Below are 24,855 nucleotides of genomic sequence, written 5' to 3' on the forward strand. Positions count from 1 at the left end.
ATGCTGCTGACCGAGCCCCGCTTCAAGGAGTTCACGCACAAGGCGATCGCGGACGGGGCCCGACCGGCCCGGCCCGCACACGGCGCGCCCGCCCCGGGACAGGGCCCGGGCACCGCAACGGGCTCCCGCCCCGCGGCCGGAACGCCGCCCAAGCCGGAAGCCGAACGCCCCCCGGCCGGCCCGCACCCGGACGGGTGGCCCGCGCCCGCTGCCCCCGCGGCCCCCACCCCCGCGGCCACCGCCGCAACGGCCACCGGCCCGGCCGCCGAGCCCAGGGATGCGCAGACCACCGGCGCACCCGGGGGTGCCGAAGCCGCCGGCCGGCCCGCGGCCTTCCCGACGGCCGGCGCAGCCCCCGACCCCGCCCGGCGGCCCCACAACGGGGCCTCGGGGACGGCCGAGGGGCGGGTGGCCCACGCGAACGGCGGACCGAGCCCCGCAGCGGCGGCCGGCGCGTCGCCGCACCCGACAGCCGCCGACGGGCCCGTCGGCGCCGGGCGAGCGGGCCGCCGGGCCGGTCCCGGGGCTGCGGGGACGCCGCAGCCGTCGGCCGGGGCGGCGGGGGCGGCGGGGGCGGCAGGGGCGGCCCGGCGGCCCGGGGCCGCGGCCGCGTTCGAGCTCGTCTACCAGGGGGTGGCGGGCCGGCTCGTGCGGGAGGTGTACGTCCTCACCGGGGTGCCCGGACTGGCTCTCGCGGCCGTCGAGCGGGCGTTCCAGCACGCCTGGGCGCGGTGGCCGGAGGTGGCCACCGACCCGGATCCGGCCGGCTGGGTCCGCTCGGCGGCGTACGAGTACGCCCTCTCCCCCTGGCGCCGGCTCCGGCGCGCACACCGCCGGCCCGGCCCCGGCCCGGCCGACCCCGCCGACCGGATCCTGCTGGAGGCGATGCTGGCGCTGCCGGCGGTCCACCGCCGCACCGTCCTGCTCTACCACGGCGTCGGCCTGGACCTCCCCGACACCGCCGCCGAGACCGAGGCCAGCACCCCCACCGCCGGCGGCCGCCTGCTGACCGCGCACGAGGACCTCGCCGCCCTCGTCCCGGAGCTGGCCGCCGCACCGCCCGAGCGGCAGGCACAGCTGCTGCAGGAGCGGCTCGGCGCGCTCCGGCCCGCGGTGGCACTCGTACCCCGCCCGGCGGCCGCCGTACGGGCCGCGGCCGAGCACCGCACGCGCCGCTGGACCCGTACGGTCGTCGGCGTGACCGCGGTGATCGCCGTCTCCACCGGCTACACCCTCACCACTGCCCCCACCCGCTACGAGGCCCCCGTCGCACCCGGCAGCAGCGTCTCCGGCGTGCCCCCGCTCAGCGGCCCGCAGCGGCTCACCGAGCAGAGCCGGGTGCTGCGCGACAAGCTGCGCACGGGCCCGGCGGCCGGGCCGGCCCGCCTGGTCCCACGACTCGAATGAGGCCCGGAGCAGGAACGGTTCGGCACGAGGAACGGGCGTGGCCCGCGCCCCTCCGCGGAGGGATGCGGGCCACGCCCGTGCTCAGGTGCTGCGACAGCAGCCGGTGCCTACTGCGCGGCGTTCAGGATCTCGCGCGCCAGCTTCGCCGTCTCGGTCGGCGTCTTGCCGACCTTGACGCCGGCGGCCTCGAGGGCCTCCTTCTTGGCCTGCGCGGTGCCGGAGGAGCCGGAGACGATGGCGCCGGCGTGGCCCATGGTCTTGCCCTCGGGGGCGGTGAAGCCCGCGACGTAGCCGACGACCGGCTTGGTGACGTTCTTCGCGATGAAGTCCGCCGCACGCTCCTCGGCGTCGCCGCCGATCTCACCGATCATGACGATCAGCTCGGTGTCGGGGTCGGCCTCGAAGGCCTCCAGGGCGTCGATGTGCGTGGTGCCGATGACCGGGTCGCCACCGATGCCGACGGCGGAGGTGAAGCCGATGTCGCGCAGCTCGTACATCATCTGGTACGTCAGCGTGCCGGACTTGGACACGAGACCGATCTTGCCGGGCTTGGTGATGTCGCCCGGGATGATGCCGGCGTTGGACTGGCCGGGGGTGATCAGACCCGGGCAGTTCGGGCCGATGATGCGGGTCTTGTTGCCCTTGGCGGTCGCGTACGCCCAGAAGGCGGCGGAGTCGTGCACCGCGATGCCCTCGGTGATGACGACGGCCAGCGGGATCTCGGCGTCGATGGCCTCGACGACGGCGGCCTTGGCGAAGGCCGGCGGGACGAAGAGGACGGAGACGTTGGCGCCCGTCTTCTCCATCGCCTCGGCGACCGAGCCGAAGACCGGGACCTCGGTGCCGTCGAAGTCGACGGACGTGCCGGCCTTGCGCGGGTTCACGCCGCCGACGATGTTCGTGCCGTCGGCCAGCATCAGCTTGGTGTGCTTCATGCCCGTGGCACCGGTCATGCCCTGGACGATGACCTTGCTGTCCTTGTTGAGGAAGATAGCCATGCGAGTCTGTGACCTCGTCCCTTTACTTCGCAGCCGCAGCGAGCTCGGCGGCCTTGTCGGCCGCGCCGTCCATGGTGTCCACGCGCTGCACCAGCGGGTGGTTGGCGTCCGAGAGGATCTTGCGACCCAGCTCGGCGTTGTTGCCGTCGAGGCGGACGACGAGCGGCTTGGTGACCTCTTCGCCCTTGTCCTTGAGCAGCTGCAGGGCCTGGACGATGCCGTTGGCGACCTCGTCGCAGGCGGTGATGCCGCCGAAGACGTTGACGAAGACGGACTTGACGTCCGGGTCGCCGAGGATGATCTCGAGACCGTTGGCCATGACGGCGGCGGAGGCGCCACCGCCGATGTCGAGGAAGTTGGCGGGCTTGACGCCGCCGTGGTTCTCACCGGCGTACGCGACGACGTCCAGGGTGCTCATGACGAGACCCGCGCCGTTGCCGATGATGCCGACCTCACCGTCGAGCTTGACGTAGTTGAGGTTCTTCTCCTTGGCGGCGGCCTCCAGCGGGTTCGCGGCCGCGTGGTCCACGAACTCCTCGTGGCCCGGCTGGCGGAACTCCGCGTTCTCGTCGAGGGAGACCTTGCCGTCGAGGGCGATGACCTCGCCGGAGGCGACCTTCGCGAGCGGGTTGACCTCGACGAGGAGGGCGTCCTCGGCGATGAAGGTCTTCCACAGGGTGACCAGGACCTCGGCGACCTTCTCGGCGACCTCGGCCGGGAACTGCGCCAGGGCGACGATCTCGCGGGCCTTCTCGATCGTCACGCCCTCGTTGGCGTTGACCGGGACCTTCGCGAGCTTCTCGGGGGTCTCCTCGGCGACCTGCTCGATGTCCATGCCGCCCGCGACCGAGGCCATGGCCAGGAAGGTGCGGTTGGTGCGGTCCAGCAGGTAGGAGACGTAGTACTCCTCGACGATCTCCGGAGCGGTCTCCGCGATCATCACCTTGTGGACCGTGTGGCCCTTGATGTCCATGCCCAGGATGTCCGTCGCGCGGGCGACGGCCTCGTCCGGGGTGGCGGCCAGCTTGACGCCGCCGGCCTTGCCGCGGCCACCGACCTTCACCTGCGCCTTGACGACCGACTTGCCGCCCAGCCGCTCGGTGGCCTCGCGAGCCGCCTCAGGCGTGTCGATGACTTCACCGGCCAGCACCGGTACACCGTGCTTGGCGAAGAGGTCCCTCGCCTGGTACTCGAACAGGTCCACGCGCGTCCGTCCCTTGTCTTCAAAGATTCGCAGTAATTCGCGGTTGTCTGCGTGGGCGTGCCGCGGAGGGCAACGTGACGGCGCTGTCACTAGGGAGGCGCACACGGTGACCGCGGCGCGGCATGTCCGTCCCGCAGGTTATCCCCGGGACACGTGGGTCCCTAAATCGCAGATCACACCTGAGCGGTGATACCTGTCACAGATCCGCTCAGGGCGGAACGGAAAATTCGTGCGATCCGCCGATGTGCGGGAGCGGCCGGCCCGGGCCCTCGGGAGGGGCTCGGGGCACGGCTCAGGGCACCGGCAGGGGCCGCTTCTCGAGCGCCGCGGCCATCACCTCCGGGAACAGGTCGGGCGTGCAGGCGAAGGCCGGGACGCCCAGCGCGGCGAGGGCCGCGGCGTGTTCCCGGTCGTAGGCCGGGGCGCCCTCGTCGGACAGGGCGAGCAGGGCCACGAACTCGGTCCCCGCCGCCTTCATCGCGGCGACCCGCCGCAGCATCTCGTTGCGTATGCCGCCCTCGTAGAGATCACTGATCAGGACCACGACGGTATCGGCAGGGCGGGTGATCCTCGACTGGCAGTAGGCCAGGGCGCGGTTGATGTCGGTGCCGCCGCCGAGCTGGGTTCCGAACAGGACGTCCACCGGATCGTCGAGCTGATCCGTCAGGTCGGCGACGGCGGTGTCGAAGACGACCAGGCGCGTCGCGATCGAACGCATCGAGGCCAGCACCGCCCCGAAGACGGAGGCGTGGACGACCGAGGAGGCCATCGAACCCGACTGGTCGATGCAGAGGACGACCTCCTTCCTGACCGACTGCGCCGACCGGCCGTACCCGATCAGCCTTTCGGGGACGACCGTGCGGTGCTCGGGCAGGTAGTGCTTCAGGTTCGCCCGGATGGTCCGGTTCCAGTCGATGTCGGCGTGGCGAGGGCGGGCCGTGCGGGCGGAGCGGTCGAGGGCGCCGGTGAGGGTGGCGCGGGTGCGGGAGGCGAGCCGCTGCTCCAGCTGCTCGACGACCTTGCGGACGACGGCCCGGGCCGTCTCCCGGGTGGTCTCGGGCATGGCCTTGTTCAGGGAGAGCAGGGTGCCGACGAGGTGCACGTCCGGCTCGACCGCCCCCAGCATCTCCGGCTCCAGCAGCAGCGAGTCCAGGCCGAGCCGCTCGATGGCGTCGCGCTGCATGACCTGGACCACCGGGCTGGGGAAGTACGTACGGATGTCCCCGAGCCAGCGCGCGACACGGGGCGCGGACCCGCCCAGCCCGCCGGACCTCCGGGCCCCGCCGGAGGCGCCGCCCGGGGTGCCCGCGCCGCCGTACAACGCCCCGAGCGCGGCATCCATGGCCGCGTCCCGGCCGGCCAGGGTGCAGCCCGTGCCGTCCCCGTCCCCGCCCAGCACCATCCGCCACCGCCGCAACCTCTCGCCCCCGCCGGCGTGCCCCGCGGCCGCCGCTGCGCTGCCGCCTCCGCTCATGGCCTCCCCGCCGGTGGCACCTGCCGCAGCACTGCCGCTCGCGCCCATGGCGGCCCCGCCTCCGGCAACCGCGCGCCCCTTCGTCCCGCTCATCGGTCCGTCCCCCGTTCCTCGTCACAGCCGACGCCGCCGGCCCTCTGGTCTGCCTACGCACTCACTCCCGGCCGATACCGGCCGTACCCGCCCCCGCCCCCCTGCCCTTTCGCAGCCGGGGTCGGGAAATTCAGCCTCGCCGGCGTTTGAGTGGGGGTCCCCCGGACGAAGTCCGGGGGAGGCACCGGGCGGAGCCCGGTGCCCGGCGGAGCCGGGTGACCTGGGGTTCCGCCCCAGACCCCGCGCCTCAAACGCCGGCGAGGCTGAAATGCCGGACCCCGCCTCGAAGATCGAAGGCGGAAGGGGTTGCCCCCCTCACCGGGCGCCGGCGGGGCCGGCAGCGGACGCCCTCGGGCCAGGCCGCCTCGGCGGTGTCACGGCGGGGCCGAGGGGCTGCCCCTCGGGCCGGGCTCCCTTGGCCGTGTCACGGCGGGGCCGAGGTGTCGGCTGCGGTGAGCAGGAGGTCGAGCAGGGGCATGACCGCGTCGGCCCGGGCCGGGTCCAAGGTCGGGGCGAAGCCCTCGGGGGTTGCGGGCCGGGCGGCGCCGCCCGGGCCGCGGCGGACCAGTTCGCCCAGGGCCTGTCTGGCCCCCGTCTCGTACGCCCCGAACGTCCGCCGAAGCAACGGCAGCACGTCGATGAACGACTGCTCCGGCACCGAGACGAGCCAGGCGTCGATCAGACCGAGCAGCCGGTCGTCGTGGACCAGCAGCGTGCCGCCGCCCGCGCCGCCGCCGGCGAAGCCGTCGATCCAGCCGGCCGCGTCCGCCGGCGGGGCGGCGGGTGACAGGGCGAGGCCCATCAGCCGGGCCGTCTCCCCGGCCGGCAGCCGCCCCTCGTCGAGCAGCAGCCGCGCGGCCCGGCCCCGGATCGGCCCGGGGACGCCCTCCCGCCCGGCCAGTGCCCGCAGCACCGCCGACCAGCGCTCGCGCAGCCCCTCGGCCTCCAGCAGCCCGACCGCCCCGTGCACCGCGTCCACGTGGCCGCGCAGCTCCGCCGCGGCGTCGGCGTCCAGCCCGGCGGCGCAGGCCTGCGGCAGCGCCACGCAGATCCGCTCCGCGAGCCCGGACGCGACCGCCCCCAGGGCCGACGCGTCGGTGCCCCGCACGTCCCCGTACCGCAGGGCGCGGGCCAGCGCGGGCAGGGCCTTGGCGAGCCGGGCCACGTCGGTGTCGAGGGCGGCGAGGTCCGCGAGGGCCCGCAGCACGGCGGGCAGCGCCTCGGCCAGCCCCGCGAGCAGGCACCGCTCGGCCAGCGCGGTGACCTCGCCGAGCTCCCGCGCGCCGGCCGCATCCGCCTCGGCCCTGGCGGTGGCGGCCGCCAGGACGGTGGTGCCCCAGATCCCGGCCTCGGCGACCCGCACCGACAGCTCCGGCTCCCAGCGCAGCCGCCAGGTCTCGCGGAAGGTCCCGGTGCCGGCCCGGGAGGCCGCGGGCACGCCCCAGTCGACGCCGAGCAGCCGCAGCCGGTGCAGCAGCAGCGACTTGGCGGCGTCGGTGTCCTTGCGCAGGTCGAGCTCGAGCTCGCGCTCCCGGGCCTCGGCCTTGAGCCGCAGCGAGCGCTGCTGCCGGGTCAGGTCCCGCTGCAGCGGCACGGCGGGCGCCCCGTCGGGGACCGCGCCGAGCACATCGCCGACGACCAGGCGGTCCTCGACGAGCGCGAGCGGTACGTCGGAGCCGTCGCACATCACCGCCCGGACCGCCTCCAGCGTCTCGGCCAGGCCGGGCAGCGGCCGCCCGCGCACGGCGGCCAGGGTGTCGGCCAGCCGGACCGCCTCGATGACGTGCGACGGGGAGACTTGCCGGTCCTCCTCCCGCAGCAGTCCGGCGACCTTGGTCAGCCACCGCTCCACCGGCCGGTCGGGAGCCGCGAAGAGATGGGCGTACCAGCCGGGCGAGGCGATACCCGCCCCGTACCCCCCGGCGCGGGCGAGCCGCCGGTGGGACCAGGGCACCCAGGTGGTCTCCGCCTTGACCTTGGGCAGCCCGGTCAGCAGCTTGCGGTCGGCGGCGGCGGTGGTCCTCGCGCGCAGCGCCGGCACGTGCCAGGCCCCGCACACCACCGCGTAGTGGTCGCCGAACTCCCGGCGGGCGGCCCGCATCTTCTGCCGCATGTACGCCTCGCGCACCAGGTCGCGGGAGCCCGCGCCCTCGCCCTCGTCCCCGTACGCCTCGCGGAGCGCGGCCATGGCCTCGCCGAGCGCCTCGAAGGCGGCCTCCGGGTCCCGGACGGTCCCCGTGCCGCGGTGCTCGACGACGTCCTCCCACCAGCGCTCCGGGTCGTCGTACCCGGCCGTCTGCGCCAGGGCGGCGAGCGGGTCGGGCCGTACCCCACCGGGCTCCTCGGGCCCGTCCGGCCGGGCGAGGGTGTGCGCGGCCGGCAGGTCGATGAACCGCACCGGGACCGGGGTGTCCTGCTCCTGGGCCCAGCGCAGGGCGACCCACTCCGGCGAGAACTCGGCCAGCGGCCAGAACGCGGCCCGGCCGGGGTCGTCCGCGGCGTGGGCGAGCAGGGCCACGGGGGGCCGCATCCCGGGGTCGGCGGCGAGCGGCAGCAGCGCGTCCCCCTCGGGCGGGCCCTCGATCAGCACGGCCGCGGGCCGGGCCGCCTCCAGGGCGGCGCGCACCGCGCGGGCGGAGCCGGGCCCGTGGTGGCGCACGCCCAGCAGCAGCGGCCCCGGGCGGGCCGCCGCCCGGCTCATGCCGTCACCTCCCGGCAGGCCCGGTAGAAGTCCTTCCAGCCGTCCCGCTCGCGCACCACGGCCTCCAGGTACTCCTGCCAGACGACCCGGTCCGCGGCCGGGTCCCGCACGACGGCGCCGAGGATGCCCGCGGCGACGTCGGACGGACGCAGTACCCCGTCCCCGAAGTGGGCGGCGAGCGCGAGGCCGTGGGTGACGACGGAGATGGCCTCGGCCGTGGACAGCGTGCCGCTGGGCGACTTGACCTTGGTGCGCCCGTCGGCGGTGACCCCGTCGCGCAGCTCGCGGAAGACGGTGACGACGCGGCGGATCTCCTCCAGCCCCGCGGGCGGCTCGGGCAGCTCCAGGGCGCGGCCGAGCTGGTCGACGCGGCGGGCGACGATGTCGACCTCGGCTTCGGCGGTGGCGGGCAGCGGCAGCACGACGGTGTTGAAGCGGCGGCGCAGGGCGCTGGAGAGCTCGTTGACCCCGCGGTCGCGGTCGTTGGCGGTGGCGATGAGGTTGAAGCCGCGCACGGCCTGCACCTCCTGGCCGAGCTCCGGTATCGGGAGCGTCTTCTCGGACAGGATGGTGATGAGGGTGTCCTGGACGTCGGCGGGGATGCGGGTGAGCTCCTCGACGCGGGCGGTCGAGCCCTCGGCCATGGCCCGCATGACGGGGCTGGGCACCAGGGCCTCGCGGCTGGGGCCGTGGGCGAGGAGGCGGGCGTAGTCCCAGCCGTAGCGGATGGCCTCCTCGGGGGTGCCGGCGGTGCCTTGGACGAGGAGGGTGGAGTCGCCGCTGACGGCGGCGGCCAGATGCTCGGAGACCCAGGTCTTGGCGGTGCCGGGGACGCCGAGCAGGAGCAGCGCGCGGTCGGTGGCAAGGGTGGTGACGGCCACCTCGACGATGCGGCGGGGGCCGACGTACTTGGGCGTGATGACGGTCCCGTCGTCGAGCGGGCCGCCCAGGAGGTACGTCGCGACCGCCCACGGGGAGAGTCGCCAGCGGGCCGGGCGGGGTCGGTCGTCGACCGCTTCCAGGGCTTTCAGTTCGTGCGCGAAGGCGTCCTCGGCGTGAGGTCGCAGCGCCTGGGCGCCGGTGCCGTTCCCGTGTGTGGTCATGGTCCCCCTCCAATGCTCGACAGCCGTTCCCGACTGCTGCCACCACCGTGCACCACGCCACTGACAACGGGCCCAGTTCGTACCGTTGTTGCAGGTCAGGGCGATTGTCAGTGGGGGTCTCTACGGTGGTTGCCATGACTGAGCAGCAGGTCCGCTGGACGGCGGAACAGGTACTGGCCCTGGCTCCTGACGCGGCGTCACGCAAGGCCGGGGCCAAGCTGGGCGGGACGGGCCCGTGGTCCCAGACCGGAGGTTCCGCTTCCGGTGCGGTGTGGGGGTGGTGCAAGGGCAGCGGCGCCACGCCGTACCGGACGGTGGTGGACCTGTCGGGTCCGGCGTACAAGTGCTCCTGTCCGAGCCGGAAGTTCCCGTGCAAGCACGCGCTGGGGCTGCTGCTGCTCTGGTCCGCCGAGGGGTTCGGGGAGCCGGCCGAGGCGCCCGACTGGGCCGGCGAGTGGCTGGCGGAGCGGGCGGCGAAGGCGGCGGTCGGGGCGGGGGCGGCGGCCGGGCCGACGGATCCGGAGGCGGCGCGGCGCCGGGCCGAGCGCAGGGCGGCCCGGATCGGCGGCGGCGTCGCCGAGCTGGAGCAGCGGCTCGCCGACCTGGTGCGGACGGGGCTCGCCGGCCAGGAGCAGGCGGGGTACGCGGCCTGGGAGGAGACCGCGGCGCGGATGGTCGACGCCCAGGCGCCGGGACTGGCGGCCCGGGTCCGGGAGTTGGGGACGATACCCGGTTGCGGCCCCGGCTGGCCCGCCCGGATGCTGGAGGAGGGCGCGCTGCTGCACCTGCTGAACCGGGGCTGGCTCGGGGTGGCAGGACTGCCGCAGCCGCTCGCCGCGACGGTGCGGAGCAGGGTGGGACTGCCCGGCGCCGGTGCGGAGGGGGAGGGGGTACGGGACCGCTGGCTGGTCCTGGCCCAGTACGACTCGGTGTCGCCGGACGGCCGGCTGACCACCCGCCGGATATGGCTGCGCGGGCTGGACAGCGGGCGCCCGGCCCTGGTGCTGGACTTCGGGCCGCCCGGGCGGCCGCCGGGGCTGGCGCTGCCGGTCGGGCTGGTGCTGGAGGCGGAAGCCCGCTTCCGGCCCGGTTCGGCGGGGCTGCGGGCGGACCTCGGGGAGAGATACGCGCCGGCCGCGCCGTGCGACCGGGTGCCGGCCGGGGTCGGGACGGGGGCCGCACTGGAGGCGTACGGGGCGGCGCTGCGGGAGGATCCGTGGCTCGACTCCTGGCCCGTGGTGCTCGGTCCGGTGATCCCGATACCGGGGGAACTCGGCTGGCAGTTGGCGGATGCGGAGGGCGGCTGTGCGCTGCCCGTTGCCTCCGGCGGGGGCCGGCCGCGGTCCGGGCTGTGGCAGCTGGCCGCGCTGTCGGGCGGGGGCCCGGTCACGGTCTTCGGCGAATGCGGCCATCGGGGCTTCACGCCGCTGACGGCGTGGCAGCCGGGCTGCCCGGAACCGGTCGCCCTGGGGTGACGTGAGAGGGGCCGGGGGGCCGGGGGGCCTCTCAGGGGAGGGAGCACCGGCGCGGGGGCGCCGGTGTGCAAGTCGAGTGAGCCGGGGGGCTTTTGTGAGCGACAACCACGCCAGCTGAAGGGCCGGCGACAGGGGGAACAGGGACGGCTGCGGTCCCGCGGAGGGGGCGGGACCGCAGCCCGGAACCGAGAGGGAGGGGGCCCGATGGCCATGACGGCCGAAGTCGGTGAACAGGGGCACGGGGCGAGGGGATGCGGGGAGATGGACGGGGACGGAGTGACGGGCCGGGAAGACGCGCTCCAGCGGAGCCCGTCCCCGGCGGGCGCAGCCACGGCGGGCGCAGCCACGGCGGGCGCGACGTCAGGGAGCGCAGCTCCGGCGGGTGCGGCCCCGGCGGGTGCCGCTCCGAGGAGCGCAACTCCCGCGGACGCGGCCCAAGTGGGCTCGGCTTCGGCCGACGCGGCTCCCGCAGGCGCGGCGCCAGAGGACCGGGCTCCGGCGGGCGTGGCTTCGGGGGGTGGGGGTTCGGCGGAGTGGGAGGAGTTGGTTGCCGTTGCGCTGCTCGGGACCGAGCGGCGGAGGGGCAGCCCCGTGGCGCTGCTCGACGCGGCGGCCGTGCAGACCGTACGGCGGCGGGCCGGGCTGCGGCCCGCCGCGGCGGCTGCACTGCCGCAGCCCGCGCCCGCGGACCCGCGGCCGCAGCCGCCCGAGCCGGCTCGGCGGCGGCTCGCGCAGCTGCTGGCCGGGCGGACCGGTGCGGGCAGCGGCGGCGGGCGGCGGGGGGCCGCCCCGGATCTCACGGAGCTGCTGCCCCAGTGGCTGGCGGCCGCCGGCCGGCACGGCTACCGGGCTCCGGACGCCCTGCTCCCGGCGCTGCTGGACGCGGCCCGGGCCCGTACCGACCTGCGCCCGCAGGCACTCGCCCTGGCCGGGCCGCGGGGACTGTGGCTGGCCCGGCTCAACCCGGACTGGCGGTTCGCCCTGCGCGGCGGGGCCGGCGGCGGCATCCTGCCCGACCCCGAGGACCGGGCCGGGGTGGAACGGCTGTGGCAGGAGGGGCTGTTCGCGGAGCGCGTCGCTCTGCTCGGTGCCGTACGGGCGCACGAGGCGGCCGCGGCGGTACGGCTGCTGTCGTCGACTTGGGCCACCGAGCGGGCCGAGGACCGGCTGATGTTCCTGGACTCCCTGCGGGTGGGGCTGTCGGAGGAGGACGAGCCGTTCCTGGAGGCGGCGCTCGGCGACCGCAGCCGCAACGTCCGGGCGACGGCGGCGGAGCTGCTGTCGGCGCTGCCGGGATCGGCGCTCGCCGCGCGGATGGCCGGGCGGGCGCTGGCCTGCGTGGGGCCGGAGGGGGTGGTCCCGCCGGCCGAATGCGATGCGGGGATGCTGCGCGACGGGGTCGTGGAACGGCCGCCCGCCGGGCGCGGGGAGCGGTCCTGGTGGCTGGGCCAGCTGGTGGAGGCGGCGCCGCTGTCCTGCTGGCGGGAGCGGTTCGGGGGGCTGGACGCGGCCGGGATCGTCGCGCTGCCGATCGCCGACGGCGAGAGCTGGGCGGAGGAGCTGCACGCCGCGTGGTGCCGGGCCGCCGTGCGGCAGCGGGATCCGGAGTGGTCCAAGGCGCTGCTCGGCTCGGCCTCGGCGCCGACCGCGACGGCCCCGGGCACGGCGTCGCTCGCGGAGCGGGCGAAGCTGCTGGGGGTCCTGGCGGAGGGGGAACGGGCCGAGTGGGTCGCGGAGTTCGTGCGGGCGCACGGGTTGTCGGAGGCGTTCCAGCTGCTGGGCGTGTGCGTGGTGCCGTGGGCGGGGGCGCTGGGGCGGGCCGTCGTCGACGCGTTGGACGCGGCACGGGAGGCGGGGAGCTACCCGTGGAGTTTCAGCGGGGTGATGGGGCTGGCCGAGCGGTGCCTGGATCCTGCGGAGGCCGGGCGGTTGGAGGGGCTCGCCGCCGCGGGGGCCGGGGGGCCGGTGGATGCCGGTGGTGGTGGCGGGGGCGATGTCGAGGCGGGGGCCGTGGGGTATTGGGGGGAGGCGTTCCAGCGGCTCGCGGCCACGCTGCGGTTGCGGGCCGCGATGCGGGTCGAGCTGGCCCCGGCCGCCTGAGGCCCCGGAGGCGCCGCCCCGTGCCCCTGCGCCTCAAACGCCGGCGGGGCTGGGGTGGGTGGCCGGCGCCGCCGAATCCGGAAATGCCGGACCGCGGCGCACGGTCCGGGGCATCCCGCCGTGCGCCCGTGCGGCGCCGCTTCCGGGGGCGCCGCAGCCGGAAAGACCGGACCCCGGTGACGCCGGCGAGGCCGGATGTGCCGCGGAACCGGAAATGCCGGACACCGCGCACGGTTCGGGACATCCCGCCGTGCGCCCGTGCGCCCGTGCGGCCGCGAGGCCGGAGGTGCGGCGGTGGGTTACTGGCGGGCGATGTTTTCGCGGACCCAGTCCACGATGGACGTTGTCGTCGCGCCCGGGGTGAAGATTTCGGCCACACCCTTTTCCTTCAGGGGGGCGATGTCGTCGTCCGGGATGATGCCGCCGCCGAAGACCTTGATGTCCTCCGCGTCGCGCTCCTTCAGGAGTTCCAGGACCCGGACGAACAGGGTGTTGTGGGCGCCCGAGAGGATCGACAGGCCGATCGCGTCGGCGTCCTCCTGGATGGCGGTGTCCACGATCTGCTCGGGGGTCTGGTGCAGGCCCGTGTAGATGACCTCCATGCCCGCGTCCCGCAGGGCGCGCGCGATCACCTTCGCGCCGCGGTCGTGGCCGTCGAGACCCGGCTTGGCCACCACCACACGGATCGGACCGGTCACACCCATCGCACTGCCTCCCGAGTGAACGAACGTTAAGTACAGCATCGCGCACACCGCCGTTTCGCGGTCAACCACGAGGGGGAAATCACACGTGAGACGGCGCTGATTCACCGCCAGGGGAGCCGCACCGGGAGCGCCGCGCCACCGTACCGGCAGCCGCACGGCACGGCGGCGCGGCCCGGCGGCTCCGCGGGGCCGCGCGGTCCACATTGTCCGGGGGGAGGCTTCCATGGGGCTTGCCGTGCCCGTTTCCGGGGCCGCGGTGCGGGCCGGGGTGCTCGAGGCGGTGCTGTTCGGGGCGCATCTGCTGCACTACCCGACCGGGGTCCGGCAGGAGAGGCCCCCGGTTGCGGCCCGGGGTGCGCGGCCGCCCGTGCTGCTGCTGCACGGGTTCAGTGACAACCGGTCCGTCTTCGTCGTGCTGCGCCGCGCCCTCGCCGCGGACGGCCTGCGGCAGGTGGAGGCGTACAACTACTCGCCCTTCACCCGCGACCTGCGCAGCGCCGCCCGCCATCTGGCCCGGCGGGTCGAGGAGCTCTGCGAGCGCACCGGGCGGGAGCAGGTCGACCTGGTGGGCCACAGCCTGGGCGGGCTGGTCGGGCGGTACTACGTCCAGCGCCTCGGCGGCGACGCCCGCATCCGCACCCTCGTCACCCTGGGCACTCCGCATTCCGGTACGCGCGTCGCCCCCTTCATGGACGCCCACCCCCTCGTCCGCCAGGTCCGCCCGGATTCCGAGGTGATGGCGGAGCTGCGCTCGCCCGCGCCCGGCTGCCGGACCCGGTGCGTGGCGTTCTGGAGCGAGTTCGACGAGCTGATGGACCCGACCGGTACCGCCCGCCTCGAACATCCGGACCTGCAGGCGGAGAACATCCTGGTCACGGGCATCGGACACCTCGCGCTGGCCGCCCATCCCGCCGTCACGGCGGCGGTCCGGCGGGCCCTCGACGGGCCCGGTCCGAGCGCCGTCGAGCCGCCGTCGGACACCGCTTCCGTCGCCTGAACTCCAACCGGCCGACACTCGAACGAATTTCGAACTCAAGGCCAAGGCTGGGCATCGCGGCGACCGAAAGGCGGCCGAATGCCCGGTTCCGCTCAACCGGAAGCCGCCCGAAGATTGTCGTCGCCTGTGACCGCCGGGTACAGTCACGCCACTGCTCTCCCCAGGGAACCCCCTCACCCTGGCCACCCAGGCCCCCACTGCCGAGGCGAAAGAGAAGTTGGTGAACGACCGCCCCTCGTCGGGCCTGTATCCCGATTCCGGGTACGACGGCCTTTCCACCACCACTTTCGCTGGCGATTCTGCCTTCGTTTCCTATGAAACGCAGGGACAGGGGTACGACTACGCCTCGCATGGTTCGTATGAGGCCTACGGTTCGTACGAGCCCTACGGGACCGGCACTTACGACGCCACCGCCTGGAACACGGTTCCGCAGGAGAACTACCCGCAGGACGGCAGCGGCTACCTCTCGACCGTTCCCGCCCAGGGCGTCCCCGAGGACACCGGCTCCTGGACCGTGCAGAGCACCGACTTCCAGGCCACGGCCGCCGGCTTCGGCTACGACCAGAGCACCGGCCAGTGGGCGATGCCGGGGTACGGCACCACCGGCACCGAGACGGGCGCGTACGACGCCACCGCCTGGAACACCGTCCCGCAGGAGCAGTTCGCCCAGGAGCAGTTCTCCCAGGAGCAGGTTCCGCAGGATCAGCAGCAGACCCAGGCCTTCTCGTTCGAGTACGAGAACGAGAACGGGTACGAGAACCAGTACGAGTACGACGCCGGTTCCCTCGGCTCCGACGCCGACTCCTACACCGAGACGGCCGTCTTCCAGTCCCTCGGCGACGAGGACGTCGAGGCGGAGGACGACGCCCCCGTCGTGCACGACCTGCCCACGCAGGCCATGCCCGTCACCCCGTCGGCCACTGCCCCCGCCGCCCCGCGGGCCTCGCGCCGGGCCGGGAGCAAGGGCGCGCCCCCAGCCGCCGGAAGCCGCCGCAAGTCCCCGGCGAAGCGTTCCGCCTTGCTGACCGTGGCCGTGCCCTCGGCCTGCGTGATGGGCGTGGCCGGTGTCGCGGCCGCCTCCGTCGGCGGGCTCACGGGCGCCGACAAGCCGGCCGAGGACACGACGACGATGGCCGCGCCCGACCCGGCCTCCGTCAAGCCCGTCGCGGCCAACAACAAGCTCGACACCCAGCTCCAGGCGCTCAGCGCCGACGCGGGCGACTTCGCGGACCGCGCGAGCCGCACCCAGGAGCGCATCGACCTGCGCCAGCGCCAGGACGAGGAGCGCAAGCGCAAGGCGGAGGAGGAAGCGGCCAAGGAGGCGGCCCGCCCCAAGTTCGCCCTGCCCGTCTCCCAGCACGGCCTCAGTGCCAGCTTCGGCCAGGCCGGCGGCATGTGGATGTCGGTGCACACCGGCATCGACTTCCCCGTCGGCTACGGAACCCCCGTCATGGCGGCCACCGACGGCACCGTGCGCACCCAGTGGAACAGCGCCTACGGCAACATGGCCATAGTGACCTCCCCCGACGGCACCGAGACCTGGTACTGCCACCTGAGCAGCACCAAGATCCGGTCCGGGAAGGTCAAGGCCGGCGACGTCATCGCGTACTCCGGCAACTCGGGCAACTCCACCGGCCCGCACCTGCACTTCGAGGTCCACCCCGGCGGCGGTTCCGCGGTCGACCCCCAGGCCTGGCTCCGCAACCACGGCCTGGACCCGACCTGATCCCTGCGCTCCTCCCCCGCCTATGGCGAAGCCCGGGCCGCCACGGCCCGGGCTTCGCCATAGGTGCAGCGGCCGCGCTGCACCGGCCGCCGAAAATCGGCTACAGCTTCTGCACCGGCGCGTAGCGCAGCAGCAGGCGCTTGGGCTTGTCGTCGCCGAAGTCGATGGTGGCCTGGGCGTCCGCGCCGGCGCCCCTGACCTCCATGACGGTGCCCAGCCCGAACTGGTCGTGCGTGACCCGGTCCCCCACCGTCAGGGCGATGACCGGCTTGTCGGCGGCCCGGCGCGTCGCGAACCCGGACGGGCCCGTGCGCGTACGGGAGGAGGACAGGAAGGCCTCCGGCGAGGTGCCGAACGAGGCCTTGCCCGAGCCGTACCCCGAGCCGGATCCGGAGCGCATCGGGCCGGCCGGCTTCTGCGCCGCGCCCGTGCGCTTCCACTCCAGGTACTGCGCCGGGATCTCCTCCAGGAACCGCGACGGCGGGTTGTACGAGGGGGTGCCCCACGCACTGCGCATCGCGGAGCGGGTCAGGTAGAGCCGCTCGCGCGCACGCGTGATGCCGACGTACGCCAGGCGCCGCTCCTCCTCCAGCTCCTTGGTCTGGCCCAGGGCCCGCATGTGCGGGAAGACCCCGTCCTCCATGCCGGTCAGGAAGACCACCGGGAACTCCAGGCCCTTGGCGGTGTGCAGGGTCATCAGCGTGATGACGCCGGTGCCTTCCGTGTCCTCGTCGGGGATCTGGTCGGAGTCGGCGACGAGTGCGACCTGCTCCAGGAACTCGGCGAGGGTTCCGCCCGCGGCGCCGGGCACAGCTGCCGCGGCTTCCTCACCGCGCGCCTGCTCGAACTCGAGCGCGACGGCCGCGAGCTCCTGGAGGTTCTCGATCCGCGTCTCGTCCTGCGGGTCGGTGGAGGCCTGGAGCTCGGCGAGGTAGCCGGTGCGCTCCAGCACCGCTTCGAGCACCACGGCGGGCCCGGCGCCCGATTCGGCGATCGTGCGCAGCTCGTCCATCAGCACGTTGAACCGCTTCACCGCGTTGGTGGAGCGCGCGGCCATCCCGTACGCCTCGTCCACGCGCCGCAGCGCCTGCGGGAAGGTGATCTTCTCGCGCAGGGCGAGGGCGTCGATCATCGCCTCGGCGCGCTCGCCGATGCCGCGCTTGGGCACGTTCAGGATCCGGCGCAGCGGGACGTTGTCCTCGGGGTTCGCCAGGACGCGCAGGTACGCGAGGATGTCGCGGACCTCCTTGCGCTCGTAGAAGCGGACGCCGCCGACGACCTTGTAGGGCAGGCCGACCCGGATGAAGACCTCCTCGAACACGCGGGACTGCGCGTTCGTCCGGTAGAAGATCGCGACGTCGCCCGCCTTGGCGTCGCCCGCGTCGGTGAGCCGGTCGATCTCGTCGGCGACGAACTGCGCCTCGTCGTGCTCGGTGTCGGCGACGTAGCCGGTGATGACGGCGCCGGAGCCGGCCTCGGTCCACAGGTTCTTGGCGCGGCGGTTCTCGTTGCGCTCGATGACGGCGTTGGCGGCGGAGAGGATGGTCTGCGTGGAGCGGTAGTTCTGCTCCAGCAGGATCGTCGTCGCGTCCGTGTAGTCCTCCTCGAACTGGAGGATGTTGCGGATGGTCGCGCCGCGGAAGGCGTAGATCGACTGGTCGGCGTCACCGACCACGCACAGCTCGGCCGGCGGCAGGTCCGGGTAGCCGGTGCCCACGAGCTCGCGCACGAGCGTGTACTGGGCGTGGTTGGTGTCCTGGTACTCGTCGACGAGGACGTGCCGGAAGCGCCGCCGGTAGTGCTCGGCGACGTCCGGGAACGCCTGGAGCAGGTGGACGGTGGTCATGATGATGTCGTCGAAGTCGAGCGCGTTGGCCTCGCGCAGCCGCCCCTGGTACATCGCGTACGCCTGGGCGAGGGTCTTCTCGAAGCCGTCGGCGGCCTGGGCGGCGAAGGCGTCCTCGTCGATGAGCTCGTTCTTGAGGTTCGAGATCTTGGCGTTGAAGGACTTGGGCGGGAACTTCTTCGGGTCCAGGTCCAGGTCCCGGCAGACGAGCACCATGAGGCGCTTGGAGTCGGCCGCGTCGTAGATCGAGAACGACGAGGTGAAGCCGAGCCGCTTGGACTCGCGGCGCAGGATGCGCACGCACGCGCTGTGGAAGGTGGAGACCCACATGGCGTTCGCGCGGGGGCCCACCAGGCCCTCGACGCGCTCCTTCATCTCGGCGGCGGCCTTGTTGGTGAAGGTGATCGCCAGGATCTGGCCGGGGTGGACGCCGCGGGCGGCGAGCAGGTGGCCGATGCGGTGGGTCAGCACGCGGGTCTTGCCGGAGCCGGCGCCGGCCACGATCAGCAGCGGGGAGCCGGCGTGGACGACGGCGGCGCGCTGCTGCTCGTTCAGCCCGTCCAGCAGGGCCGCCGGGTCGATGACCGGCTTCGGGCTGCCGTCGCGGTAGTACGCGTCGCCGCTCATGGGCAGGTCGAAGTGGCCCTCGAAGAGGTCGTCCGCGCCCGGCTCCGGGGCGGGCTCTTCCTCGTACTCCTCGGGCGGCGGCGGGACCTCGTCGGAGGGGGTGAGGTCCGCCAGGAAGCTGTCGTCAAAGAGGCTGCTCATCGCCTTCCGAGTCTAGGGGGCCGGACGGACACCCGGTCCCGGACCGGAAGAACTTGGGTCACATCACACATCAGCCACCTCGCCCGCCACCGGCGTCAGGCGAGGACGAGCTCCAGCAGGCCCGGGAAGCGCCGCTCCAGGTCGTCGCGGCGCAGGGTGAGGTAGAGCTTGCGGCCCTGGGGGCGCTGGCAGATCACGCCGCTCTCGCGGAGCGTCTTCAGGTGGTGCGTGACGCTCGAGCGGGGCAGGTCCGGGACCACCTCGCCGCAGTAGGACTCGGCACCGGAGGCGAGCTTGCGGACGATCTCCAGCCGGACGGGGTGTCCGAGGGCCGCGAGCACCTCGGCCAGTTCGAGGCGGTCGGCGTCGGGGTGGGTCAGCTCAGCAGCGGCGGCCATGCCCTCACTGTACTGAGGTCGGGCCGCCCCCTTGCCGGATCATTCGAAGATCTCGTACAGTCGGCGATCGTACGAGATCTTCGAATGATTAGCCGCGCGCCGGCAGCCCCGGCGCCGCCCCACGGGAGGACACCCCATGCCCGAGACCCCCCTCGACGACACCGCCCTCGACGACGCCGCCCTCGCCGCCTCCCTCGACGGCGGCTTCACCAGCCGCCACGCCGAGCTCGACGGCGTCCGCCTGCACTACGTCGAGGGCGGCAGCGGCGAGCCCCTGGTCCTGCTCGGCGGCTGGCCGCAGACCTGGTGGCAGTGGCGCAAGGTGCTGCCCGCCCTCGCCGCCCGCCACCGCGTGATCGCCGTCGACCTGCGCGGCATGGGCGGCTCCGGCAAGCCCGCCGACGGCTACGACAAGAAGACCCTCGCCGGCGACGTCCGCCGGCTGCTCGGCCGGCTCGGCATCGAGTCCGCGCACGTCGTCGGCCACGACATCGGCGCGATGGTGGCCTACGCCTTCGCCGCGAACCACCCCGAGGCCACCCGCAAGATCGCCCTCCTCGACGTCTCGCACCCCGAGCCGCGGTGGGCGGAACTGCCGCTGATCCCCCGCGAGGGGGCCTTCCACCTGTGGTGGTTCGCCTTCAACCAGGTGGAGGGTCTGCCCGAGCAGCTGCTCGCCGGGCGCTCCCGGCTCCTGCTGGACTGGCTGTTCGGCGCCATGGCCCCCGGCGGGGACGCCATCGACGACCACGCCCGCCGGGTCTACGCCCGCGCCTACGACGAGCCGGACGCGATCCGGGCCGGCAACGCCTGGTACCGGGCCTTCCCCCAGGACATCGCGGACCTCGCCGGCTACGCCCCCGTGACCGCGCCGATCCTGGCCCTCGGCGGCGAGCACAGCAACTACGAGCGCCTGGTGACGGCCGTGCCGGAGCTCGGCACGGACACCCGCGTCGTCCGCGTCGACGGCGCCGGCCACTACCTCCCCGAGGAGCGGCCCGAGGCCGTCGTGGAGGAGCTGACCCGCTTCCTGGGCTGAGCAGCGGCCCCCGTACGCTCGACGGCATGGACGCACTCATCAACGCCTTCGTCGCCTTGCACATCATCGGGATCGCCTCCCTCCTCGGCGGCTTCCTGACCCAGATGAAGGCGATGAGCGCCGGCACCGCCCGCTTCGTGCCGGCGATGCTGCACGGTGCGCTGACGATGCTCGTCACCGGCGTCCTGCTGGTCGGCTTCCGCGAGATGGACGGCGGCAGCCTGAACCACATCAAGATCGGCGTGAAGCTCGCCGTCCTCTTCGTGGTCCTCGCCCTCGTCTACGTCAAGCGCGACGAGGAGCGGGTGGAGAAGGCGGCGTTCGGCGCGGTCGGCGGACTGACCGTGGTCAATATCTTCATCGCCACCCTCTGGCACTGATCCGGAACCAACACATCCGGTCACGTCGGGGCACTTACGATCATTTCGTCATCCGGCCGTTACCCCGCGGTCTAGCGTCCTCCTCCAGGCCCGCCCCCGACGGAGGAAGGATGTGAGGCCCTCGTGGCCAGTCATCGAAAGCCCCGGCAGCGCCCGCTCCGCGGCGGCACCGTACGCACCGCCGCCACCACCCTCGCCCTGGCGGGCGCTGCCACCGCCACCGCGTTCGAAGGCACCTCCCAGGCCGACCCGCAGCAGACGCCCGCCCAGGTCAAGGCGGAGGTCGACCGGCTCTACGAGGAGGCCGAGGCCGCCGCCGAGCGGTACAACGGGGCGAAGGAGAAGGCCGACGAGGCACAGCGCGCGCTGAACGGGCTGCGCGACGAGAGCGCCCGCAGGACCGACCGCCTCAACACCGCCCGCAGGGTCCTCGGCTCGCTCGCGGCCGGCCAGTACCGCAGCGGCGGTCTGGGGCCCGCCACCTCCCTCGCGCTCGCCGACGACCCGCAGGACTACCTGGACCGGGCCTCCTTCCTGACGCGGACCGGCGACCGCAACGCCGCCGAGATCGCCTCCGTACGCCGTCAGCTCGAGGAGGTCGGCCAGCTGCGGGACGCGGCGGCCGGGCGCCTCGCCGACCTGCGCGAGCGGGAGGGGGAGCTCGCCGCGTACAAGGCCACCGTCGAGGGCAAGCTCGCGACCGCCAAGCAGCTGCTGGCCAGGCTCACCGCCGAGGAGCGCGCCGCGTACGAGGCGCGGTCGGCCGGCGGCGCCGCCCCGCCGGCCGCCACCGGTCCGCGCGGCGCGGCCCCCGCGGCCCCGCCCTCGGACGGCTCGCGCGCCTCCCGCGCCGTCGCCTTCGCCTACGGGGCGATCGGCAAGCCGTACGTCTGGGGCGCGACCGGCCCGAACGCCTTCGACTGCTCCGGACTGACCCAGGCGGCCTGGCGCTCGGCCGGGGTCTCCCTGCCCCGCACCACCTACACCCAGATCAACGCCGGCCAGCGCGTCTCCCGCGACCGGCTGGCCCCCGGCGACCTGGTGTTCTTCTACTCCGGGGTCACGCACGTCGGGCTGTACATCGGCAACGGCCAGATGATCCACGCGCCGCACCCGGGCTCGACGGTCCGCGTCGCGCCGATCGACTCCATGCCGTGGGCGGGCGCGGCCCGGCCGGCGTGACGGCGACGGCCGCGGGCCGCCCGCCGACACCGGCTACGGCAACTTCACGACCGAGGTCAGCCAGCCGAAGGTCTGCGGCAGCTGCTTCGACCACGACTCGAGGTTGTGGCCGCCGACGACCTTCTCCGCGTGCACCGTGGTCGGGTTCTTCGCGAGGGCCTTGAGGTCCATGCCGGACAGGTAGCCGTCCTGCTCGGCGCCCGACATCCACAGCGCGACCGCGGGCGGTGCGGGCTGGGTCTGCAGCACGCTCTTGAGGTTGTGGGTGCGGCGCAGCTCCGGGTCCTGGGCGACCAGCGAGGAGGGCTCCTGGCCCGGGTCGTTGTAGCCCGAGAGCGAGACGGCCGCGCTGTAGCGGTCGGGGTGGGCGATCGCCAGTTTGGCGGCGCAGTAAGCGCCCGCCGAGTACCCGGCGACGCCCCAGGTGCGGGCATCGTCGGAGACGCGGAAGTTGTCGGTGACCATCTTGCGGACGTCGACGCTGAACCAGCTGTCCGCGTTGACCTTGCCGGGGATGTTGGCGCAGCCGGTGTCGGCGTTGCCGAGCAGCATGGCGCGCGGCGAGACCAGGATGAACGGCGCCACCTTGCCGCTCTTCATCAGCGGCTCCAGCACCTCGTGGGCGTGCAGGCCCTGGAACCAGGACTTGCCGGTGCCGGGGATGCCCGGGATCAGCTCGACGACCGGGAACTTCTTGTCCTTGAAGGCCGGGTCGTCGTACTGCGGCGGCGTCCACACCATGACGTCGCCCTTGACCCCGGAGATCTTGCCGTCGAGCTCGGTCTTCCGCACCCGGCCGCCGACGCCCTCCACCGGGTGGAACTCCTGGAGCACCTTCGGCGCCGCCTCGACCTTCTTGCCGCCCTTGCCGTCCGGGCCGAGGTCGGGGGCGGCCGTCACGTACTTCCCGGTACCCATCAGGTCGCCCCAGGAGGCGTAGAAGTTCATGTCCCGGTTCACCGCGAGGAACACCAGGGCGACGGCCGTGACCTGGGCGAAGACCACCATCAGGCCGCGCAGCACGACGCGCACGGCCACGGGGCCGCGCAGCCTGGTCCACACGGCCAGCGGCAGCACCACGGCGATCACCGCGAGGGCGATCGCCGTCACGAACAAGGGGGTCCCGGTCAAGCTCATCACGCCCCCCTAGAGGGCGGCGCGGCCCGCCCGGGTTCCCCCGCGGCCCTGCGGCGTGGATCACAAGGGCCGGACCGCCGGTCGATCAGACCAGGCGGCGCGCCGTCGCCCAGCGGGTCAGCTCGTGCCGGTTCGACAGCTGCAGCTTGCGCAGGACCGCCGAGACGTGCGACTCGACCGTCTTCACGGAGATGAACAGCTGCTTGGCGATCTCCTTGTACGCGTAGCCGCGGGCGATCAGCCGCAGCACCTCGCGCTCGCGCTGGGTCAGCCGGTCCAGGTCCTCGTCGACCGGCGGCGCATCGGTCGAGGCGAACGCGTCGAGGACGAAGCCGGCCAGGCGCGGCGAGAACACCGCGTCGCCGTCCTGCACCCGGAAGACCGAGTCCACCAGGTCGGCGCCGGTGATGGTCTTGGTGACGTACCCCCGGGCGCCGCCGCGGATGACCCCGATGACGTCCTCGGCGGCGTCCGACACCGACAGGGCGAGGAAGCGCACCGGGCGCTCGGCCGCCGCCATCAGCGGGGCGCAGCGCCGCAGCACCTCGACCCCGCCGCCGCCGGGCAGGTGCACGTCGAGCAGGACCACCTCGGGGCGGGTCGCGGTGATGACGGTGACGGCCTGGTCGACGTCGGCCGCCTCGCCGACGACCTCGACGCCGGTGCGGTCGGTCTCGCCGATCTCGGCCTGGACGCCCGCGCGGAACATCCGGTGGTCGTCGACGAGGACGACGCGGACCCGCCGCTCCGCCGCCTGCGCCTGCCCCTGCCCCGCTCCCTGCGCCTGCGCGTCTGCGTTCTGCTCCGTCATGCCGCCCTCGCCGCCCTCTCCATCTCCAGCTCGACTTCCGTGCCGCCGTCGGGCGCGGACCGCAGCCGTGCGGTCCCGCCGTTGCGCTGCATCCGGCCGATGATCGATTCTCGTACGCCCATGCGGTCGTCCGGTACCGCGTCGATGTCGAAGCCCGGCCCCCGGTCCCGTACGGACACGAAGACCGTGGCCCCCTCCACCTCGGCGTACACCTGCACCGGGCCGCCCTCGCCACCGTACTTGGCGGCGTTGACCATTGCCTCGCGCGCGGCCTGCATCTGCGCGCCCAGCTTCTCGTCGAGGGGGCAGTCGCCCACCACGACGACCTCGATCGGGACCCCGTGGTGGTCCTCCACCTCGGCGGCGGCCTTCTTGACGGCCTCGGCGAGGGTGGCGGGCTCCTCGGCCTCGTCCTTGCCGGTGCCCTCGGGCTTGTACAGCCAGTTGCGCAGCTCGCGCTCCTGAGCCCGGGCCAGGCGCCGGACCTCGCCGACGTCCTCGGCGTTGCGCTGGATCAGGGTGAGGGTGTGCAGGACGGAGTCGTGGACGTGGGCGGCGACCTCGGCGCGCTCCTGGGCGCGGATGCGCATCAGGCGCTCCTCGGACAGGTCCTGGGTCATCCGGATCAGCCAAGGTCCGGCGAGCAGGGCGATGCCGACGAGGACGGCGAGGGCGGCGGTGAGGACGTTGCCGAGCTGGGCGGCGGAGCCGCGCACGACCATGAAGACGGTCAGGCCGACGCCGACGAGCGCCACGCCGGCCAGGGAGCGGGCTAGTTGGAACATGCGCCGGTTGCCGTCGGCGGTGGGGCCCCAGTGGGCGCGGCGGGCGTTGTCGGCCTGCCGCCACACGAGGACGACGCCGGCGCCGACGAGCAGGGTGGGCCACACGTACCGGCCGGAGGCGCCGCCCGCCTGGACCTTGGCGATGAAGATCCCTGCGCCGATGCACAGCGCGACGAGCGCGGTGATCTGGCCCTTGGCGGGTTTGCGCAGGCGGCGGCTGCCGTCGGACAGGGTCTCGAAGAAGGAGCGGTCGGCGGTGCGGCCGCCGACGCCGAGCGGTACGAAGACCCAGAACGCGGCGTAGAGCAGGACGCCGAGCCCGTCGCCCCACATGAACAGGCCGAGGAAGGCGAGCCGGACCCAGATGACCGGGAGCCCGAGGTGACCGGCGAGGCCGCGCGCCACACCGCCGAGCATGCGGCCGTCGGCGCTGCGGTAGAGCTTGCGCGGTGGCGCTTCGTCGGGGTCCTGGGCGTGCGGGGTGCGCGGGGCGGCGGGAACGGGCATGTCACTGATGGTCACACGGG

The 24,855-nt window shown here is 74.1% G+C and carries 19 protein-coding genes; 8 read left to right on the top strand and 11 right to left on the bottom strand.

Going from position 1 to position 24,855, the window contains the following annotated elements; genetic code table 11:
* On the top strand, positions 1–1,407 hold a 1,407-nt coding region (locus AB0F11_RS29535), incomplete at its 5' end, for a hypothetical protein (RefSeq protein ID WP_362180061.1).
* 107 nt (positions 1,408–1,514) lie between these two features.
* Here the strand turns inward: AB0F11_RS29535 and sucD are convergent.
* From sucD to AB0F11_RS29560, 5 genes are all read right to left on the bottom strand, one after another.
* The gene (sucD, locus tag AB0F11_RS29540; RefSeq protein ID WP_361912866.1) at positions 1,515–2,405 is read right to left on the bottom strand and encodes a succinate--CoA ligase subunit alpha; all 891 of its coding nucleotides are present in this window, start codon (positions 2,403–2,405) and stop codon (positions 1,515–1,517) included.
* A 22-nt stretch (positions 2,406–2,427) separates the two neighbouring features.
* Positions 2,428–3,609, bottom strand: coding sequence for an ADP-forming succinate--CoA ligase subunit beta (sucC, locus tag AB0F11_RS29545; RefSeq protein WP_361912869.1), 1,182 nt, complete (start codon positions 3,607–3,609; stop codon positions 2,428–2,430).
* A gap of 292 nt (positions 3,610–3,901) precedes the next feature.
* Positions 3,902–5,083, bottom strand: coding sequence for a VWA domain-containing protein (locus AB0F11_RS29550; protein ID WP_362180139.1), 1,182 nt, complete (start codon positions 5,081–5,083; stop codon positions 3,902–3,904).
* A 517-nt stretch (positions 5,084–5,600) separates the two neighbouring features.
* A complete protein-coding gene (locus tag AB0F11_RS29555; protein WP_362180065.1) occupies positions 5,601–7,877 on the bottom strand; it encodes a DUF5682 family protein in 2,277 nt (758 codons plus the stop codon).
* Positions 7,874–8,980: an AAA family ATPase gene (locus tag AB0F11_RS29560; protein WP_362180068.1), complete on the bottom strand. Its 1,107-nt coding sequence runs from the start codon at positions 8,978–8,980 to the stop codon at positions 7,874–7,876. Before AB0F11_RS29560 ends, AB0F11_RS29555 begins: the two co-directional genes overlap by 4 nt.
* A 134-nt stretch (positions 8,981–9,114) precedes the next feature.
* Between AB0F11_RS29560 and AB0F11_RS29565 the strand changes: the two genes are divergently transcribed.
* Both AB0F11_RS29565 and AB0F11_RS29570 read left to right on the top strand, forming a co-directional pair.
* Entirely contained in the window at positions 9,115–10,455 is a 1,341-nt protein-coding gene (locus tag AB0F11_RS29565) for an SWIM zinc finger family protein (RefSeq protein ID WP_362180070.1), read from the top strand.
* 504 nt (positions 10,456–10,959) lie between these two features.
* On the top strand, positions 10,960–12,555 hold the full coding sequence (locus AB0F11_RS29570) for a DUF5691 domain-containing protein (protein ID WP_362180073.1): 1,596 nt from the start codon (positions 10,960–10,962) through the stop codon (positions 12,553–12,555).
* Positions 12,556–12,854: 299 nt separating this feature from the next.
* Here AB0F11_RS29570 and AB0F11_RS29575 read toward each other — a convergent pair whose 3' ends face one another.
* Positions 12,855–13,259, bottom strand: a complete 405-nt coding sequence (locus AB0F11_RS29575; RefSeq protein WP_362180076.1) for a cobalamin B12-binding domain-containing protein — start codon at positions 13,257–13,259, stop codon at positions 12,855–12,857.
* A 223-nt stretch (positions 13,260–13,482) separates the two neighbouring features.
* Between AB0F11_RS29575 and AB0F11_RS29580 the strand changes: the two genes are divergently transcribed.
* Together AB0F11_RS29580 and AB0F11_RS29585 are read left to right on the top strand one after the other, a co-directional pair.
* On the top strand, positions 13,483–14,256 hold the full coding sequence (locus tag AB0F11_RS29580) for an alpha/beta fold hydrolase (protein WP_362180078.1): 774 nt from the start codon (positions 13,483–13,485) through the stop codon (positions 14,254–14,256).
* 220 nt (positions 14,257–14,476) lie between these two features.
* Positions 14,477–15,982, top strand: a complete 1,506-nt coding sequence (locus tag AB0F11_RS29585) for a peptidoglycan DD-metalloendopeptidase family protein (RefSeq protein WP_362180080.1) — start codon at positions 14,477–14,479, stop codon at positions 15,980–15,982.
* 100 nt (positions 15,983–16,082) lie between these two features.
* Here AB0F11_RS29585 and pcrA read toward each other — a convergent pair whose 3' ends face one another.
* Positions 16,083–18,596, bottom strand: coding sequence for a DNA helicase PcrA (gene pcrA, locus AB0F11_RS29590; protein WP_362180083.1), 2,514 nt, complete (start codon positions 18,594–18,596; stop codon positions 16,083–16,085).
* 95 nt (positions 18,597–18,691) lie between these two features.
* A complete protein-coding gene (locus AB0F11_RS29595) occupies positions 18,692–18,994 on the bottom strand; it encodes a helix-turn-helix domain-containing protein (RefSeq protein WP_362180086.1) in 303 nt (100 codons plus the stop codon).
* A 136-nt stretch (positions 18,995–19,130) separates the two neighbouring features.
* Between AB0F11_RS29595 and AB0F11_RS29600 the strand changes: the two genes are divergently transcribed.
* The 3 genes from AB0F11_RS29600 to AB0F11_RS29610 all read left to right on the top strand — a co-directional run bounded on the left by AB0F11_RS29600 (position 19,131) and on the right by AB0F11_RS29610 (position 21,595).
* Positions 19,131–20,033: an alpha/beta hydrolase gene (locus AB0F11_RS29600; RefSeq protein WP_362180089.1), complete on the top strand. Its 903-nt coding sequence runs from the start codon at positions 19,131–19,133 to the stop codon at positions 20,031–20,033.
* A 26-nt stretch (positions 20,034–20,059) separates the two neighbouring features.
* Complete coding sequence (locus AB0F11_RS29605; RefSeq protein WP_362180092.1) at positions 20,060–20,413, top strand: hypothetical protein; 354 nt, start codon at positions 20,060–20,062, stop codon at positions 20,411–20,413.
* A gap of 123 nt (positions 20,414–20,536) precedes the next feature.
* Positions 20,537–21,595, top strand: a complete 1,059-nt coding sequence (locus tag AB0F11_RS29610) for an NlpC/P60 family protein (RefSeq protein WP_362180095.1) — start codon at positions 20,537–20,539, stop codon at positions 21,593–21,595.
* Between the two features lie 33 nt (positions 21,596–21,628).
* Here the strand turns inward: AB0F11_RS29610 and AB0F11_RS29615 are convergent, their stop codons facing one another.
* The 3 genes from AB0F11_RS29615 to AB0F11_RS29625 all read right to left on the bottom strand — a co-directional run bounded on the left by AB0F11_RS29615 (position 21,629) and on the right by AB0F11_RS29625 (position 24,835).
* On the bottom strand, positions 21,629–22,732 hold the full coding sequence (locus AB0F11_RS29615) for an alpha/beta hydrolase-fold protein (protein WP_362180098.1): 1,104 nt from the start codon (positions 22,730–22,732) through the stop codon (positions 21,629–21,631).
* A gap of 85 nt (positions 22,733–22,817) precedes the next feature.
* A complete protein-coding gene (locus AB0F11_RS29620) occupies positions 22,818–23,543 on the bottom strand; it encodes a response regulator transcription factor (protein WP_362180101.1) in 726 nt (241 codons plus the stop codon).
* A complete protein-coding gene (locus tag AB0F11_RS29625; protein WP_362180103.1) occupies positions 23,540–24,835 on the bottom strand; it encodes a PspC domain-containing protein in 1,296 nt (431 codons plus the stop codon). Before AB0F11_RS29625 ends, AB0F11_RS29620 begins: the two co-directional genes overlap by 4 nt.
* Between the last annotated feature and the right edge of the window lie 20 nt (positions 24,836–24,855).

This window comes from Streptomyces sp. NPDC032472 (assembly GCF_040636955.1).
Classification (GTDB): domain Bacteria; phylum Actinomycetota; class Actinomycetes; order Streptomycetales; family Streptomycetaceae; genus Streptomyces.

Bases quoted from the DNA above. Each gene is read 5' to 3' on its own strand.
- AB0F11_RS29620 (WP_362180101.1), bottom strand. From the start codon at position 23,543: ATGACGGAGCAGAACGCAGACGCGCAGGCGCAGGGAGCGGGGCAGGGG.
- pcrA (WP_362180083.1), bottom strand. From the start codon at position 18,596: ATGAGCAGCCTCTTTGACGACAGCTTCCTGGCGGACCTCACCCCCTCC.
- AB0F11_RS29600 (WP_362180089.1), top strand. From the start codon at position 19,131: ATGCCCGAGACCCCCCTCGACGACACCGCCCTCGACGACGCCGCCCTC.
- AB0F11_RS29550 (WP_362180139.1), bottom strand. From the start codon at position 5,083: ATGAGCGGAGGCGGCAGCGCAGCGGCGGCCGCGGGGCACGCCGGCGGG.
- AB0F11_RS29615 (WP_362180098.1), bottom strand. From the start codon at position 22,732: ATGAGCTTGACCGGGACCCCCTTGTTCGTGACGGCGATCGCCCTCGCG.
- AB0F11_RS29595 (WP_362180086.1), bottom strand. From the start codon at position 18,994: ATGGCCGCCGCTGCTGAGCTGACCCACCCCGACGCCGACCGCCTCGAA.
- sucD (WP_361912866.1), bottom strand. From the start codon at position 2,405: ATGGCTATCTTCCTCAACAAGGACAGCAAGGTCATCGTCCAGGGCATG.
- AB0F11_RS29605 (WP_362180092.1), top strand. From the start codon at position 20,060: ATGGACGCACTCATCAACGCCTTCGTCGCCTTGCACATCATCGGGATC.
- AB0F11_RS29575 (WP_362180076.1), bottom strand. From the start codon at position 13,259: ATGGGTGTGACCGGTCCGATCCGTGTGGTGGTGGCCAAGCCGGGTCTC.
- AB0F11_RS29625 (WP_362180103.1), bottom strand. From the start codon at position 24,835: ATGCCCGTTCCCGCCGCCCCGCGCACCCCGCACGCCCAGGACCCCGAC.
- AB0F11_RS29560 (WP_362180068.1), bottom strand. From the start codon at position 8,980: ATGACCACACACGGGAACGGCACCGGCGCCCAGGCGCTGCGACCTCAC.
- AB0F11_RS29580 (WP_362180078.1), top strand. From the start codon at position 13,483: ATGGGGCTTGCCGTGCCCGTTTCCGGGGCCGCGGTGCGGGCCGGGGTG.
- AB0F11_RS29565 (WP_362180070.1), top strand. From the start codon at position 9,115: ATGACTGAGCAGCAGGTCCGCTGGACGGCGGAACAGGTACTGGCCCTG.
- AB0F11_RS29555 (WP_362180065.1), bottom strand. From the start codon at position 7,877: ATGAGCCGGGCGGCGGCCCGCCCGGGGCCGCTGCTGCTGGGCGTGCGC.